This window comes from Streptomyces sp. NBC_01803 (assembly GCF_035917415.1).
Taxonomy (GTDB): Bacteria; Actinomycetota; Actinomycetes; order Streptomycetales; family Streptomycetaceae; genus Streptomyces.
Window position 1 is genome coordinate 1671625 of sequence record NZ_CP109073.1, and the last position, 12839, is coordinate 1684463.

General features: G+C 72.9%; 16 protein-coding genes. 4 read left to right on the top strand and 12 right to left on the bottom strand.

Translation table 11 applies throughout. The features are described 5' to 3' along the window. Positions 1-26: 26 nt before the first annotated feature. On the bottom strand, positions 27-893 hold the full coding sequence (gene rpsB / locus OIE51_RS06975; protein WP_326596282.1) for a 30S ribosomal protein S2: 867 nt from the start codon (positions 891-893) through the stop codon (positions 27-29). Positions 894-1287: 394 nt separating this feature from the next. On the opposite strand from rpsB, the gene OIE51_RS06980 reads away from it, so the two are divergent. From OIE51_RS06980 to whiG, 4 genes are all read left to right on the top strand, one after another. After that, positions 1288-1674, top strand: a complete 387-nt coding sequence (locus tag OIE51_RS06980) for a YraN family protein (protein ID WP_326596284.1) — start codon at positions 1288-1290, stop codon at positions 1672-1674. Next, complete coding sequence (locus tag OIE51_RS06985; protein WP_326596286.1) at positions 1674-3284, top strand: YifB family Mg chelatase-like AAA ATPase; 1611 nt, start codon at positions 1674-1676, stop codon at positions 3282-3284. Before OIE51_RS06980 ends, OIE51_RS06985 begins: the two co-directional genes overlap by 1 nt. Continuing rightward, the gene (gene dprA, locus OIE51_RS06990) at positions 3281-4456 is read left to right on the top strand and encodes a DNA-processing protein DprA (RefSeq protein WP_326596288.1); all 1176 of its coding nucleotides are present in this window, start codon (positions 3281-3283) and stop codon (positions 4454-4456) included. The genes OIE51_RS06985 and dprA overlap by 4 nt, the downstream gene beginning before the upstream one ends. 152 nt (positions 4457-4608) lie before the next feature. After that, a complete protein-coding gene (gene whiG / locus OIE51_RS06995; RefSeq protein ID WP_326596289.1) occupies positions 4609-5454 on the top strand; it encodes an RNA polymerase sigma factor WhiG in 846 nt (281 codons plus the stop codon). Here the strand turns inward: whiG and OIE51_RS07000 are convergent. The 11 genes from OIE51_RS07000 to rpsP all read right to left on the bottom strand — a co-directional run bounded on the left by OIE51_RS07000 (position 5444) and on the right by rpsP (position 12781). After that, on the bottom strand, positions 5444-6028 hold the full coding sequence (locus OIE51_RS07000) for a M23 family metallopeptidase (RefSeq protein ID WP_326596290.1): 585 nt from the start codon (positions 6026-6028) through the stop codon (positions 5444-5446). The two genes, whiG and OIE51_RS07000, sit on opposite strands and share 11 nt — an antisense overlap. Positions 6029-6136: 108 nt before the next feature. After that, positions 6137-6472, bottom strand: coding sequence for a DUF2469 domain-containing protein (locus OIE51_RS07005; RefSeq protein ID WP_326596291.1), 336 nt, complete (start codon positions 6470-6472; stop codon positions 6137-6139). Between the two features lie 13 nt (positions 6473-6485). Beyond that, positions 6486-7250: a signal peptidase I gene (lepB, locus tag OIE51_RS07010; protein ID WP_326596292.1), complete on the bottom strand. Its 765-nt coding sequence runs from the start codon at positions 7248-7250 to the stop codon at positions 6486-6488. A 58-nt stretch (positions 7251-7308) separates the two neighbouring features. Beyond that, on the bottom strand, positions 7309-8343 hold the full coding sequence (lepB, locus tag OIE51_RS07015) for a signal peptidase I (RefSeq protein WP_326596293.1): 1035 nt from the start codon (positions 8341-8343) through the stop codon (positions 7309-7311). Next, positions 8252-9376, bottom strand: coding sequence for a signal peptidase I (gene lepB, locus OIE51_RS07020; protein ID WP_326596294.1), 1125 nt, complete (start codon positions 9374-9376; stop codon positions 8252-8254). Before lepB (OIE51_RS07020) ends, lepB (OIE51_RS07015) begins: the two co-directional genes overlap by 92 nt. 34 nt (positions 9377-9410) lie before the next feature. Further along, a complete protein-coding gene (gene lepB, locus OIE51_RS07025) occupies positions 9411-10112 on the bottom strand; it encodes a signal peptidase I (RefSeq protein WP_326596295.1) in 702 nt (233 codons plus the stop codon). Between the two features lie 29 nt (positions 10113-10141). After that, entirely contained in the window at positions 10142-10489 is a 348-nt protein-coding gene (gene rplS / locus OIE51_RS07030) for a 50S ribosomal protein L19 (protein WP_059011696.1), read from the bottom strand. 136 nt (positions 10490-10625) lie between these two features. Beyond that, complete coding sequence (gene trmD / locus OIE51_RS07035; RefSeq protein ID WP_326596297.1) at positions 10626-11444, bottom strand: tRNA (guanosine(37)-N1)-methyltransferase TrmD; 819 nt, start codon at positions 11442-11444, stop codon at positions 10626-10628. Then, positions 11441-12001, bottom strand: coding sequence for a ribosome maturation factor RimM (gene rimM, locus OIE51_RS07040; RefSeq protein ID WP_326596299.1), 561 nt, complete (start codon positions 11999-12001; stop codon positions 11441-11443). Before rimM ends, trmD begins: the two co-directional genes overlap by 4 nt. Before the next feature lie 97 nt (positions 12002-12098). Beyond that, positions 12099-12338, bottom strand: coding sequence for an RNA-binding protein (locus OIE51_RS07045; RefSeq protein WP_326596301.1), 240 nt, complete (start codon positions 12336-12338; stop codon positions 12099-12101). Positions 12339-12340: 2 nt separating this feature from the next. Then, on the bottom strand, positions 12341-12781 hold the full coding sequence (rpsP, locus tag OIE51_RS07050; RefSeq protein WP_326596303.1) for a 30S ribosomal protein S16: 441 nt from the start codon (positions 12779-12781) through the stop codon (positions 12341-12343). Between the last annotated feature and the right edge of the window lie 58 nt (positions 12782-12839).

The window sequence follows — 12839 nt, forward strand, 5'->3', positions numbered from 1 at the left end:
CGGCCCGGCCGGGCCTGTCGTCCGCGTCAGCCCTGCTCGGCGGGGGCTTCCGCGACATCGGCGGCGGGAGCGGCCTGCTCCTCGGCCGGCTGCTCGGCCGACTGCTCCTCGGCCTTGGCTTCCGCGCCCACCAGGAGCTCGCGCTCCCACTCGGGCAGCGGCTCGCCGGCCGGCTTCTCGCCGTCCTTCGCCTCGGGGGCACCGGACCGGGCGATGAGGCCCTCGGCGACGCCGTCGGCGATCACACGGGTGAGCAGGGTGACCGAACGGATCGCGTCGTCGTTGCCCGGGATCTTGTAGTCCACCTCGTCCGGGTCGCAGTTCGTGTCGAGGATCGCGACGACCGGGATGTTGAGCTTGCGGGCCTCGCCGACGGCGATGTGCTCCTTCTTGGTGTCCACGATCCAGACGGCGCTCGGCACCTTCTGCATGTCGCGGATACCGCCCAGCGTCTTCTCCAGCTTCGCCTTCTCGCGGGAGAGGACGAGCAGCTCCTTCTTGGTGAGGCCGGAGGCGGCGACATCCTCGAAGTCGATCTGCTCCAGCTCCTTGAGGCGCTGCAGCCGCTTGTGCACGGTCGAGAAGTTGGTGAGCATGCCGCCCAGCCAGCGCTGGTTGACGTAGGGCATGCCGACCCGGGCCGCCTGCTCGGCGATCGCCTGCTGGGCCTGCTTCTTGGTGCCGACGAACATGACGGTGCCGCCGTGCGCGACCGTCTCCTTGACGAACTCGTAGGCGCGGTCGATGTACGACAGCGACTGGAGCAGGTCGATGATGTAGATGCCGTTGCGCTCGGTGAAGATGAAGCGCTTCATCTTCGGGTTCCAACGACGGGTCTGATGCCCGAAGTGGACGCCGCTCTCCAGCAGCTCCCGCATCGTGACGACGGCCATGGCCGTTCTCCTTGCTGACGCTCGGTTGTCAGCGCCGGCCGGGTGGCCGACGCTCCTGACGCCCCTGCGCGCTGTACCGGGAAGCGCCTGCGCGGCAGACCGCTCCGTGGACCGAGGTGCGCGGCCACCGGGGCGCCGAGGCAGGAGCCGGGGCGCCGAGGTGGCGGGGCATGCGAGGTCGATCCGGGACCCCGGATCGCCACCAGAAGTGTACGGGACCGGAACAGGGCCGGGCGACAGCCGACGGGCGGCATGACCCTTCCGTGGACACGCCCGCGTGTCCTGGCGTGCCACCCCGAACGGGTGACGGATTTTTCCACAATCCCCGGGTTGTCCACCAAGATCCACTTCGGCCCGGGCGATGCGTCACAGTCGGTGACGGAGGTGAGGTGCCATGAATCAGCGAGGTGCGCTCGGCCGCTTCGGCGAGGACGTCGCGGTACGGCGGCTGAGGGACGCGGGGCTGACCGTCCTGGAGCGGAACTGGAGATGCCGCGCGGGCGAGATCGACATCGTGGCCCAGGAGCGGGCCGCCGCCGGCCGGACGTTGGTGGTGTGCGAGGTGAAGACGCGCAGGGCCGGCCGGTTCCAGCATCCGATGGCGGCGGTGACGCCGCGCAAGGTGGAGCGGCTGCGCCGACTCGCCGAGTGGTGGCTGAGCGAGCGCTGGCTGGCGGTGTACGCGGCGCCGCCGCCCGGCGGCGTGCGGATCGACCTGGTCGGGGTGCTGCTGCCCGAGCGCGGTGCGCCGCTGGTCGAGCACGCGCGGGGGGTGGCGTGATGGCCTTCGCCCGCACCTGCGCGGTGGCCCTGGTCGGGGTCGAGGGCGTGGTGGTCGAGGTCCAGGCCGATCTGGAGCCGGGGGTCGCGGCCTTCTCCCTGGTGGGACTGGCCGACAAGTCGCTGACCGAGAGCCGGGACCGGGTCAGGGCCGCCGTGATCAACTCCGGGGCCCAGTGGCCGCAGAAGAAGCTGACCGTCGGGCTGAGCCCGGCGGCGGTCCCCAAGTGCGGCAGCGGGTTCGACCTCGCGGTGGCGTGCAGCGTGCTGGCCGCCGCCGAGCGGATCGATCCGCAGGTGATCGCGGACGTGATGATGATCGGCGAGTTGGGGCTCGACGGGCGGGTCCGGCCGGTCCGGGGCGTGCTGCCCGCGGTGCTCACGGCGGCCGACGCGGGGTACCGGCAGGTGGTGGTGCCCGAGCAGGCCGCGGCCGAGGCCGCGCTGGTGCCCGAGATGGCCGTGCTCGGGGTGCGCAGCCTGCGGCAGTTGATCGCGGTGCTCGCCGACGAGCCCGTGCCCGAGGAGCCGCGGGACGAGGCGGGCGGCCCGGTCGCCGCGCCCGGCCCCGGTTGGGGGCTGCCGCAGCCGGCCGGCCTGTTCTTCCCGGTCGGCGGCGAGCACCCGCCCGATCTGGCGGAGGTCTCGGGTCAGCGGGTGGCCCGCCGGGCGCTGGAGGTGGCCGCCGCCGGACGGCACCACCTGCTTCTGAAGGGCGCTCCCGGCGCGGGAAAGACGATGCTGGCCGAGCGACTGCCCGGCCTGCTGCCGCCGCTGAGCAGACAGGAGTCCCTGGAGGTCACGGCCGTGCACTCGGTGGGCGGCTCGCTGCCGCCGGGCCGCCCGCTGATCGACCGCCCGCCGTACTGCGCGCCGCACCACTCGGCGTCGATGGCGTCGCTCGTCGGCGGCGGCACCGGCCTGCCCCGGCCGGGAGCGGTGTCGCTGGCGCACCACGGGGTGCTGTTCCTGGACGAAGCGGCCGAGATGAGCGGTCAGGTGCTGGACGCGCTGCGGCAGCCGCTGGAGTCGGGCCACGTCGTGGTGGCCCGGGCGGCCGGGGTGATGCGGATGCCGGCCCGGGTGCTGCTGGTCCTCGCGACGAACCCCTGTCCCTGCGGACGGCACGGCTCGCCCGCCGGGGACTGCGAGTGCCTGCCCAGCACCGTCCGGCGGTACCGGGCCAGGCTGTCGGGGCCGCTGCTGGACCGCATCGATCTGCGGGTGCCGGTGGAGCCGGTGAGCCGGGCCGAGCTGATCACCGGAGGCGGCGGCGGGGAGTCGACCGCCGTGGTGGCGGAGCGGGTGCGCGCCGCCCGCGAGCGCTCCCTCGCCCGGTACGCGCAGACCCCGTGGCGGACCAACGCGGAAGTGCCGGGGCACGAGCTGCGCACCCGGTGGTGCCCGGTGCCGGGCGCGCTGGCGCGGGCCGAGCAGGACATGGAGCGCGGGCTGCTCACCGCCCGGGGCCTGGACCGGGTGCTGCGGGTGGCCTGGTCGGTGGCCGATCTGGCCGGGCACGACCGGCCCACCGCCGCGGACGTGGACGCGGCGCTGGAGCTGCGCACCGGGCTGCGGCGTGGCGCGGGCGTCGCCGGGAGCCTGCCGTGAGCCGGGACGACGGCGGTCAGGAGGCCCGGCTGGCGCGGGCGGCGCTGGCCAGGATCGTGGAGCCGGGGGACGCGCTGGTGGGGCGGTGGCTGGCGCGGCTCGGCCCGGTGGCGACCTGGCGGGCGCTGCGGGAGGACGGTCCACCGCCGGAGGGCGCCTCGGCCGACCGGTGGGCGGGGCTGCGGCTGCGGGCCCGGCGTGCCCCGGCACCCGAGCGGGACCTGGAGCGGATCGCCCGGCTGGGCGGGCGCTTCGTGTGTCCGGGCGACCGGGAGTGGCCCAGCCAGCTCGACGACCTGGGGGCGGCCCGGCCGGTCGGCCTGTGGGTGCGCGGCGCCTGCTCGCTGCGGTTTGTGTCGCTGCGCTCGGTCGCCCTGGTGGGGGCGCGCGCCTGCACCGACTACGGGACGCATGTGGCGGCCGAGCTGGGCACCGCGCTCGCCGAGCGCGGCTGGACGGTGGTCTCCGGAGCGGCGTACGGGGTCGACGGCGCGGCCCACCGGGGGGCCCTCGCGGTCGGCGGGTCCACGGTCGCGGTGCTGGCCTGCGGGGTCGATGTCTCCTATCCGGCGACCCATACGGACCTGCTGCGCCGCATCGCCGAGAGTGGGCTGCTGGTCGCCGAGCTGCCACCGGGCGACCACCCGACGCGCGCCCGGTTCGTCCAGCGGAACCGGGTGATCGCCGCGCTGACCCGGGGCACGGTCGTGGTCGAGGCCGCGCGGCGCAGCGGCTCGCTGATCACCGCCCGGCACGCCGGGCGGCTGGGGAGACACCTGATGGCCGTGCCCGGGCCGGTGACGTCCGGGCTGTCGGCCGGGACGCACCGGCTGATCCGGGAAGAGGCCACGCTGGTCGGGGACGCGGCGGACGTCATCGAGCTCGTCGGGGACATGGGAGACCTGGCGCGGGAGCCGGACGAGCCGGCGGTGCCCCGCGATCTGCTGGCCCCGCCGACGGGCGAGGTGCTCGACGCGCTGCCCGCCGACGGCGCGATCGCCGTGGAGGAGGTAGCGCGCGGCGCGTGCACCAGCCCGGCGGCGGCGCTGGCCAGGCTGCGGGAGCTGAGCTCCCTCGGGTTCGTCGAACGGGTGGGCGACCGCTGGCAGTTGTCCCGGGTCGGCCCCCGACACGCGGACGGCCCGGATGCCCGGGCGCACGCCGGCGCGTAACACCACCGTGCGGGCAGCGGAACGTATCTGCGCATACCCAAGGGTGGCGCACATGCGCACCGCGATCCTGTTGTCACGCTACGCTCACAGGGTTCTGTCGCCAGAACTCCCAGCCCCGCACGCACTCCCCGCAGAACGGCTCACAACGACGTATGCCACAGCACTCCTCCGGGCCTCAGCACGCGGCTCCGGCAGCGCCGGCCGCGGCGGAGGGCGGCACCACGGCCCCGGCCGCGCCCACCGCGCTCGACACGCTGTGGCGCTCGTACAAGGCCACCGGTGACGAGCGGCTGCGGGAGCAGCTCATCCTGCACTATTCCCCGTTGGTCAAATATGTGGCGGGCCGGGTCAGCGTCGGGCTGCCGCCCAATGTGGAGCAGGCCGACTTCGTCTCCTCCGGGGTGTTCGGCCTCATCGACGCGATCGAGAAGTTCGATCCCGAGCGGTCCATCAAGTTCGAGACCTATGCCATCACCCGCATCCGGGGCGCGATGATCGACGAGCTGCGCGCCCTGGACTGGATCCCCCGCTCGGTGCGGCAGAAGGCGCGAGCCATCGAGCGCGCCTACGCCACTCTGGAGGCGTCGCTTCGCCGCACGCCGTCGGAGCCCGAGGTCGCCGCCGAGCTGGGCGTCACCCTGGAGGAGCTGCACGGGGTCTTCAGCCAGCTGTCCCTGGCCAACGTGGTCGCGCTGGAGGAGCTGCTGCACGCCGGCGGAGAGGGCGGCGACCGGCTGAGCCTGATGGACACGCTGGAGGACACCGCGGCGGACGACCCGGTGGAGGTGGCCGAGGACCGCGAGCTGCGCCGGCTTCTGGCCCGCGCGGTGAACACGCTGCCCGAGCGGGAGAAGACGGTGGTGACGCTCTACTACTACGAGGGGCTCACGCTGGCCGAGATCGGCGAGGTGCTCGGGGTGACCGAGAGCCGGGTCAGCCAGATCCACACCAAGTCGGTGCTCCAGCTCCGTGCGAAGCTCGCCGACGTCAACGGCTGACCGGCACCGATCCGGTCCCCTCCGGCACCGGGACACCCTCGGTCGGCAGCAGCCGGGACGGCCCGGACCTCAGCAGGCCGGGTGCCAGCCGCGCGAGCGGATCGAGGTAGATCTCGCCACGCAGCAGCCCCCAGTGCAGACACGGCCCGGCGCAGTGGAACGGGCCGGCCGTCGCCACCGTGCCCACCACGTCGCCCGCCGCCACCTCGTCCCCCTGGGCCACGGTGGCGCGCACCGGCTCCAGGGTGGTGCGCGGCGGCACTCCCTCACCCTGCTGACCCGCGAGCTCGATCGTGACCACCCCGCGCCCGGCCACCTCGCCGGCGAAGCTGACCCGCCCGGCGGCCGGCGCCACCACCGGCGCCCCCGCCTCGGTGGCCAGGTCCACGCCGCGGTGTCCGGCCGCCCAGGGGGCCGGGGGCGGATCCCAGAGGCGCGCGACCAGCGGCCGGGCGGCTCCGGCGGCGCCCGGAACCGGCCACGCCCCGAAGGCAGGCGCCGCGGAGCCGGGCTCGGACGGTCCGGCGGGCGCGGCGAGCAGCAGGATGGACAGCAAGGCGGTGAGAACGCTCATCCCCGCAGCCTGCCGGGCGCGGCCGGGCCGTGGCGCGCCGGCGCGAAATCTGTGGACAACCCGGGAGCGGTGGAAACAGCGGCCCCCCGATCGGGTGAAACAGCTCGCTCAGGAGCTCCGCCCGCCGCCAAAGCCCGAATCCTCCGGCAGATCGAGCTCGCTGCGGTTGAGCTCCTCAATGTTGACGTCCTTGAAGGTCAGCACCCGCACCTGCTTGACGAAGCGGGCCGGCCGGTACATGTCCCACACCCAGGCATCGGCCATGGAGACTTCGAAGAAGACCTCACCCTGCACCGAGTGCACCTGCATCTCGTAATCGTTGGTGAGATAGAAACGCCGCTCGGTCTCGATCACATAAGTGAACAACCCGACCACGTCCCGGTACTCCCGGTAGAGCTTCAGCTCCATCTCGGTCTCGTACTTTTCGAGGTCCTCGGCACTCATGGCGTGATCCCCTTCAGCCGCGCGTTCCCTCATTGTGCGCCACTCCGGACGTCCGCACGCCGCGGCGGCCCGGCCGGGAGGCCCGGTGCGCCATCCCGCCGTACGCGGCCCCCACCAAAATCAGCACCGCCCCCGCGCTCGTGGCGTAGAACAGCGGGCGCAGCGGACCCTCCCCCGACACCCCGCCGGGCTGGTCCGCGAACCCCGTCGCCCGGGGCAGCAGGCCGAGCTCACCGAACGGCCACACGACGGCCTCCACCCGCCCGGAGACGGCGTCGCGCGGCACGCTTCCGGTGTTGGTGTCCGTCAGCAGGCTGCGGGAGTCCTGCGAGTCCGCCCGGTTGTCGCCCAGCATGAACAGCTCGCCCTCCGGCACCTCGACCGTGAACCCCACGGACGAGGCCCCGGAATCCCCCCCGACATACGGCTCGGCCACCGGGTCGCCGTTCACCGTGAGCCGACCCTGGTCGTCGCAGCAGGCGACTGTGTCGCCGCCGATCCCGACGACTCGCTTGAGCATCAGCGAGGGACCCCACTCGTCGTCCTCGAAGACGACGACGTCTCCCCGGCGCACCTCGTCACCGTCGATCCGCTGCGCGAGCACCCGGTCCCCCGCCGCCACGGAGGGCGCCATGGAGTCGGTCGGCACCGTGTAGGGCTGGTAAAGGACGGCGGCCAGCACGAATCCGCCCAGCAGCAGCACACATCCCAGGCCCACGGCGAGACCGGACAGCGTCCGGCCCAGCCATCCCGCGCGGCGCGGCGGCGCTCCGCCCATCACGTCCCCTCCCGAAGGGTGCTCAGGAGGACGACCCTACCCAGCGCCGGTCCGCGGGTCAGCCCCTGACCTGCTCCGCGCCCGCCACGGCCCGCGCGACGGCCCGGTCCAGCAGCCTGCGGCGGCGCCACAGCACCAGCGGCAGCGCCCCCGCCAGCCCCAGCGCGGCCGGTCCGGCGGCCGCCGCGGAGCCCAGCGTCCCGAACGTGTCGGGCACCGGCAGCGTGCCCCAGCGAGTCACGGGCCAGGCGATCACGATGGCCCGGCCCACCACGTCGTCCTCGGAGACGGTGCCCTGGCCGATCAGGTTCTGGTGGAAGCGCGAGTCCAGGGAGTCCTGCCGGTGGTCGCCCATCACCCACAGCCGTCCCTCGGGGACCTCGACGGGCCCGAACGCCTGGTCGCCGCAGGGGGTGTTCCCCGGGAACAGGTAGTCGCTCTCGTCCAGGGCCTCGCCGTTGACCATGACCTGGCCGCTCACCTGGCACTCCACGGTGTCCCCGCCGACCGCGATCACCCGCTTGATCAGGTCCTGCTCGTCGGCCGAGGGCATCAGCCCGATGAAGCTCAGCGCGCTCTGGACGGCCGAGCCGAACCCACCGCTCGACGGGGCCTCCGCCAGCCAGCCGCCCGGGTCGTGGAAGACGACGACCTCACCGCGCTCCGGCTCACCGCCGAACCAAGGGGTGAGCTTGTCGACCAGGACCCGGTCGCCCTTCTGCAGGGTGTCCTGCATCGAGTTCGACGGGATGGAGAACGCCTGGAGCAGGAAGGTCTTGATGAGTAGCGCCAGCACCACGGCGATGCCGATCAGGATCGGCAGCTCCTTCCAGAACGAGCGCTGCCGCGCGGCCCGGACGCGCCGCCGTTCCTCCTCGTCCTCGCGCTCCCGGCGCTCCCCGGAGTCCGCGGCGTCCCCGGTCTCCTCGTCCCGCTCGCCGCCCGTGTCCGCTCCCCGCGCCTCGCCCGGGTCCCCGACCGGGGCTTCGCGGTCGCGATCGCTACCGCTCGGGCCGCCGCTTCCGCCGGCGTCCTCGGAGCCGTGCCGCGCACCGGGGGATTCCTCGCCGGATGCCTCGCCACCCGGACGCACCGGACGCTCCTCCGGATCGCCCGAGCCGGCCCGCGCACCCACCGCTACATCCCCCACATTCGCTCCTCACGCTCCGCTCCGGCCTGTTCCACGCCCGGGACAGGCCCACCACTCCCATAACGAGCGGAAGTTCCGCAGGCATCGGGAGGCGGGCGAATTCGCCCGGATCGGCGGCCGAGGCGGCGTCCACGGTGCCCGAGCCGGGGTCGGGCACCGAGGAGAAGGCTCCGGTCCCGTCCAGCCGGCCCCAGTGCCCGAACGGCCAGGCGATCACCACCGCCCGGCCCACGACCAGGTCCTCGGGTACCGTACCCTGCCCGGCCTCGTCCAAGTGGAACCGCGAGTCGGAGGAGTTGGACCGGTGGTCGCCCATGACGAAGAGCCGGCCCTCGGGCACCGTGACATCGAAGGGGATCGTCGAGGGCACGTCCCCCGGGTTGATGTAGTCCTCATCGTCCAGCGGCTCGCCGTTGACCGTGATCCGGCCCTCGTCGTCGCAGCACACCACTCGGTCGCCGCCGATCCCGATGACCCGTTTGATCAGATCCTGGTCATTCTTGGTCGGCAGCAGACCTATCCAGGTCAGCGCTTCCCGGATCTGCTCGATCACGATCGGACCGTCGTCGTCGGAGACGGTCGGCTGCTCGGTCCGGAGCCAGCCGCCGGGGTCCTTGAAGACGACGACCTCGCCGCGCTCGGGCTCCCAGCCGAACCAGGGTGTCAATTTGTCGACCAGCACCCGGTCGTCGATCCGGATCGTCTGCTCCATCGACCCGGAGGGGATGACGAACGCCTGCACGAGAAACGTCTTGAGCACCAGCGCGATCAACAGCGCCGTGCCGATGAGGATCGGGACCTCGCGGGTGGCCCGCAGCCGCCTACGGCGCTTGATCCGCTTGGCCGCGCGCCGTCGCGCCGCCCGGCCCTCGCCCGGACCGCGCAGCGTCGGCCGCGGCTCGGACGCCTGCGGCTCCTGCGGCTCCCGCGGCTCCTCGGTCTCGTCCGCCCGACCCTGCCGCTGATCCCCCGGCACCCCGTGGCTGCTCGTGAACCTGGACCGTCCCCGCTCACCCATGATCCGACCGCACCCAGCTCCAGCGATCCGCCGGCCAGCCGATCAGCTCGACCCGGCCGATCACCTTGTCCTCGGGAACGGTGCCGCCCCCCGGGGAGCCCAGATACTCCCGGGAATCCGCCGAGTCAGAACGGTGATCGCCCATCACCCACAACCGTCCCTCCGGGACTATGACATCAAACCTGACATTCGAAGGAGCGTCCCCCGGATAGAGATAGGGCTCCTCCAGCGGCTCGCCGTTGACCTCGATCCTGCCCTGGCCGTCGCAGCAGCGCACGCGGTCGCCGCCGACACCGATCACGCGCTTCACGTAGTCCGTGCCGGTCGGCTGGACGAGACCGACCGCCGCGCCCGCACTCCGCAGCAGCCCGCCGAACAGTCCCGGCTGCGAGCCCTCCGCGACGAACGAGCCCGAGCCGTCGAAGACGATGACGTCCCCGCGCCGCACCTCACCGTCGAAACGGTACGCCAGCTTGTTGACCAGCACGCGGTCGCCCACCTGGAGGGTGCCCTCCATCGACCCGCTGGGGATGAGGAACGGCTGCATCACGAACGAACTGGTGCACGAGGTGAGGAGCGCCGTGCACACCAGTGCCGTGGTCCACAGACGCACCGAGCGCGACCTCCACCACCCGCCCCTGACGGGGCTGGGGGTGTGGTCGCGCTCCGGGAGTGGTGCGTCGGCATCGGTCACGCCGCGATGGTAACCGGCGGGCGCGCCGCTCAGTTGTCGCGCTTTTCCTTGATCTTCGCCGCCTTGCCCCGCAGGTTCCGCAGGTAGTAGAGCTTGGCGCGGCGGACGGCGCCGCGGGTCACGAGCTCGATCCGCTCCACCACCGGGGTGTGCACCGGGAAAGTGCGCTCCACGCCGACGCCGAAGCTCACCTTGCGCACCGTGAAGGTCTCGCGCACACCGGAGCCCTGGCGGCGGATGACCACGCCCTTGAACTGCTGCACGCGGGACCGGTTGCCCTCGATGACGCGAACGTGGACGTTGACCGTGTCCCCGGGACGGAAGGCCGGGATGTCGTCGCGCAGGGAGGCGGAGTCGACACTGTCCAGAAGGTTCATGACCTGCTGCTCTCCTCGCTGATGCCACAGGTCATCAGCGGAATGATCGTGGTGATGAGAATGGATGCGGCCCGGTCGCCCCGGCGGGCGTCGGTCCCCCTGTGGCGGGGTCGCGCGCCTGGCGAGAGCCAGCGGCCTATTCTTCCACGCCGTCCGGCACGCGCCCAAATCGGCCCCCGGCATCCGGCCGCCAGCCCAGCTCCGCGAGCGTCGCCCGGTCGTGCCGGTCGAACGCCGCGGGGTCGCAGCGCTCGATCAGGTCCGGCCGGTGGTCGCTGGTGCGGCGCAGCGCCTCGTCCCGGCGCCAGCGCGCGATCCGCCCGTGGTGGCCGCTGATCAGCACCTCGGGCACGCCCCGGCCCCGCCACTCGGGCGGTTTGGTGTAGACGGGCCCCTCCAGCAGGTCTGCCATCGGGCCAGGCGCGAACGAGTCGTCGCGGTGGCTGTCGGCGTTGCCCAGCACGCCGGGCAGCAGCCGGGCGATCGCCTCGACCATGACCAGCACGGGCGCCTCGCCGCCCGCCAGCACGTAGTCGCCGATGGAGACCTCGCGCACGTCGAGCCGGGCGCCGTATTCCTCGATGACCCGGCGGTCGATCCCCTCGTACCGGGCGGGGGTGAAGATCAGCCACGGCACGCCCGACAGCTCCCCCGCCAGCTCCTGGGTGAACGGCCGCCCGCTGGGCGTCGGCACGATGACGACCGGCGCCCCCGCCCCCGGCTCCCCCGACGCCAGCACGGCGTCCAGCGCCTCGCCCCACGGCTCGGGCTTCATCACCATGCCGGGCCCACCGCCGTAGGGGGTGTCGTCGACGGTGTGGTGCCGGTCGCGCGCCCACCCGCGCAGGTCGTGCACCCGCACGTCCAGCCGACCGCGGGCGCGCGCCTTCCCGACCAGCGAGACGTTGAGCGGCTCCAGGTACTCGGGGAAGATCGTGACGACGTCCAGCCTCATGCCCCGGCGTCCCCCTCTTGATCGTCCCGATCGTCCCGATCGTCCTGATCGCCGTCGAGCAGGCCGGGGGGCGGGGTGACGACCACCCGGCGCGCGGCGAGGTCGATGTCGGGAACGATCTCCGTGACGAACGGGATCAGCGCCTCGCCCCCGGTCTCCCGCTCGACGATCAGCAGGTCCTGGCCGGGCAGGTGCGCGATCTCGGCGACGGAACCGACGCGGGCGCCGTCCCCGGTCACCACGTCGAGGCCGACGAGTTGGTGGTCGTAGAACTCCTCGGGGTCGTCCGGCAGTTCCTCCGGATCGACCTCGGCGATCAGCAGGGTGTTGCGCAGCGCCTCGGCGGCGGTGCGGTCGGCCACGCCGACGAAGCGCAGCAGCAGCCGACCGCTGTGCACCCGGCCGTCGGCCACGGTGAGCGGGCCGGTCTCCGGTGGGTCCGTGGCCAGGATGGCGCCGGGCGCCAGCCGCACCTCCGGTTCGTCGGTGCGGACCTCGACGGAGACCTCACCCTTGATGCCATGGGCACGGCCGATGCGCGCGACGACGAGTTGCACTGTGCTTTCCGCTTTCCGTTGCATCCATGACGGACGACGAGGGCCGTGGGCGGCGATCGCCGTCCACGGCCCTCGAATTGCTGTATCGACGGCGCCCTCAGCGGACCTCGTCCACGTCGACCAGATCGACGCGGATGCCTTTGCCCCCGAGCGCACCGACGACCGTGCGCAGCGAACGCGCGGTGCGGCCGTTGCGACCGATCACCTTGCCGAGGTCATCGGGGTGCACCCGGACTTCGAGAATCCGCCCGCGGCGCAGCGTGCGCGAGGCGACCTGGACCTCATCGGGGTGATCGACGATGCCCTTCACCAAGTGTTCCAGGGCCTCTTCGAGCATCCTCAGCCCTCGGTCGACTCGGCCGGGGCCTCGGCGGCCTCGGCGTCAGCCTTCTTCTCGGCCTTCTTCGCCTTCGGAGTGATGGCCTCGCCCCTCGGCTCGCCACCCGTCTCCTTGGCCGCGGCCTCGAAGAGGATGCGCTTGTCCGGCTTCGGCTCGGGGAACTTCATGGGCGGCGGGGCGGGCTGGCCCTTGAACTTCTGCCAGTCGCCGGTCACCTTGAGGATCGCCATGACGGGCTCGGTCGGCTGTGCGCCGACACCCAGCCAGTACTGCACGCGCTCCGAGTCGACCTCGATGCGGGAGGGGTTCTGCACCGGGTGGTACAGACCGAGCTCCTCGATGGCGCGGCCGTCCCGGCGGGTGCGGGAGTCGGCGACGACGATGCGGTAGTGCGGCGACCGGATCTTGCCCAGTCGCTTCAGCTTGATCTTGACTGCCACGGGTGTGGTGTCTCCTGCGTCTTGACGTGGTGGACCGCCGCGGCTGACCGCGTGGGGC

Bases quoted from the DNA above. Each gene is read 5' to 3' on its own strand.
- OIE51_RS06980 (WP_326596284.1), top strand. From the start codon at position 1,288: ATGAATCAGCGAGGTGCGCTCGGCCGCTTCGGCGAGGACGTCGCGGTA.
- rpsB (WP_326596282.1), bottom strand. From the start codon at position 893: ATGGCCGTCGTCACGATGCGGGAGCTGCTGGAGAGCGGCGTCCACTTC.
- trmD (WP_326596297.1), bottom strand. From the start codon at position 11,444: ATGAGGCTGGACGTCGTCACGATCTTCCCCGAGTACCTGGAGCCGCTC.
- whiG (WP_326596289.1), top strand. From the start codon at position 4,609: ATGCCACAGCACTCCTCCGGGCCTCAGCACGCGGCTCCGGCAGCGCCG.
- rplS (WP_059011696.1), bottom strand. From the start codon at position 10,489: ATGAACCTTCTGGACAGTGTCGACTCCGCCTCCCTGCGCGACGACATC.
- lepB (WP_326596292.1), bottom strand. From the start codon at position 7,250: ATGGGCGGAGCGCCGCCGCGCCGCGCGGGATGGCTGGGCCGGACGCTG.
- OIE51_RS07000 (WP_326596290.1), bottom strand. From the start codon at position 6,028: ATGAGCGTTCTCACCGCCTTGCTGTCCATCCTGCTGCTCGCCGCGCCC.
- OIE51_RS07005 (WP_326596291.1), bottom strand. From the start codon at position 6,472: ATGAGTGCCGAGGACCTCGAAAAGTACGAGACCGAGATGGAGCTGAAG.
- OIE51_RS07045 (WP_326596301.1), bottom strand. From the start codon at position 12,338: ATGCTCGAAGAGGCCCTGGAACACTTGGTGAAGGGCATCGTCGATCAC.
- OIE51_RS06985 (WP_326596286.1), top strand. From the start codon at position 1,674: ATGGCCTTCGCCCGCACCTGCGCGGTGGCCCTGGTCGGGGTCGAGGGC.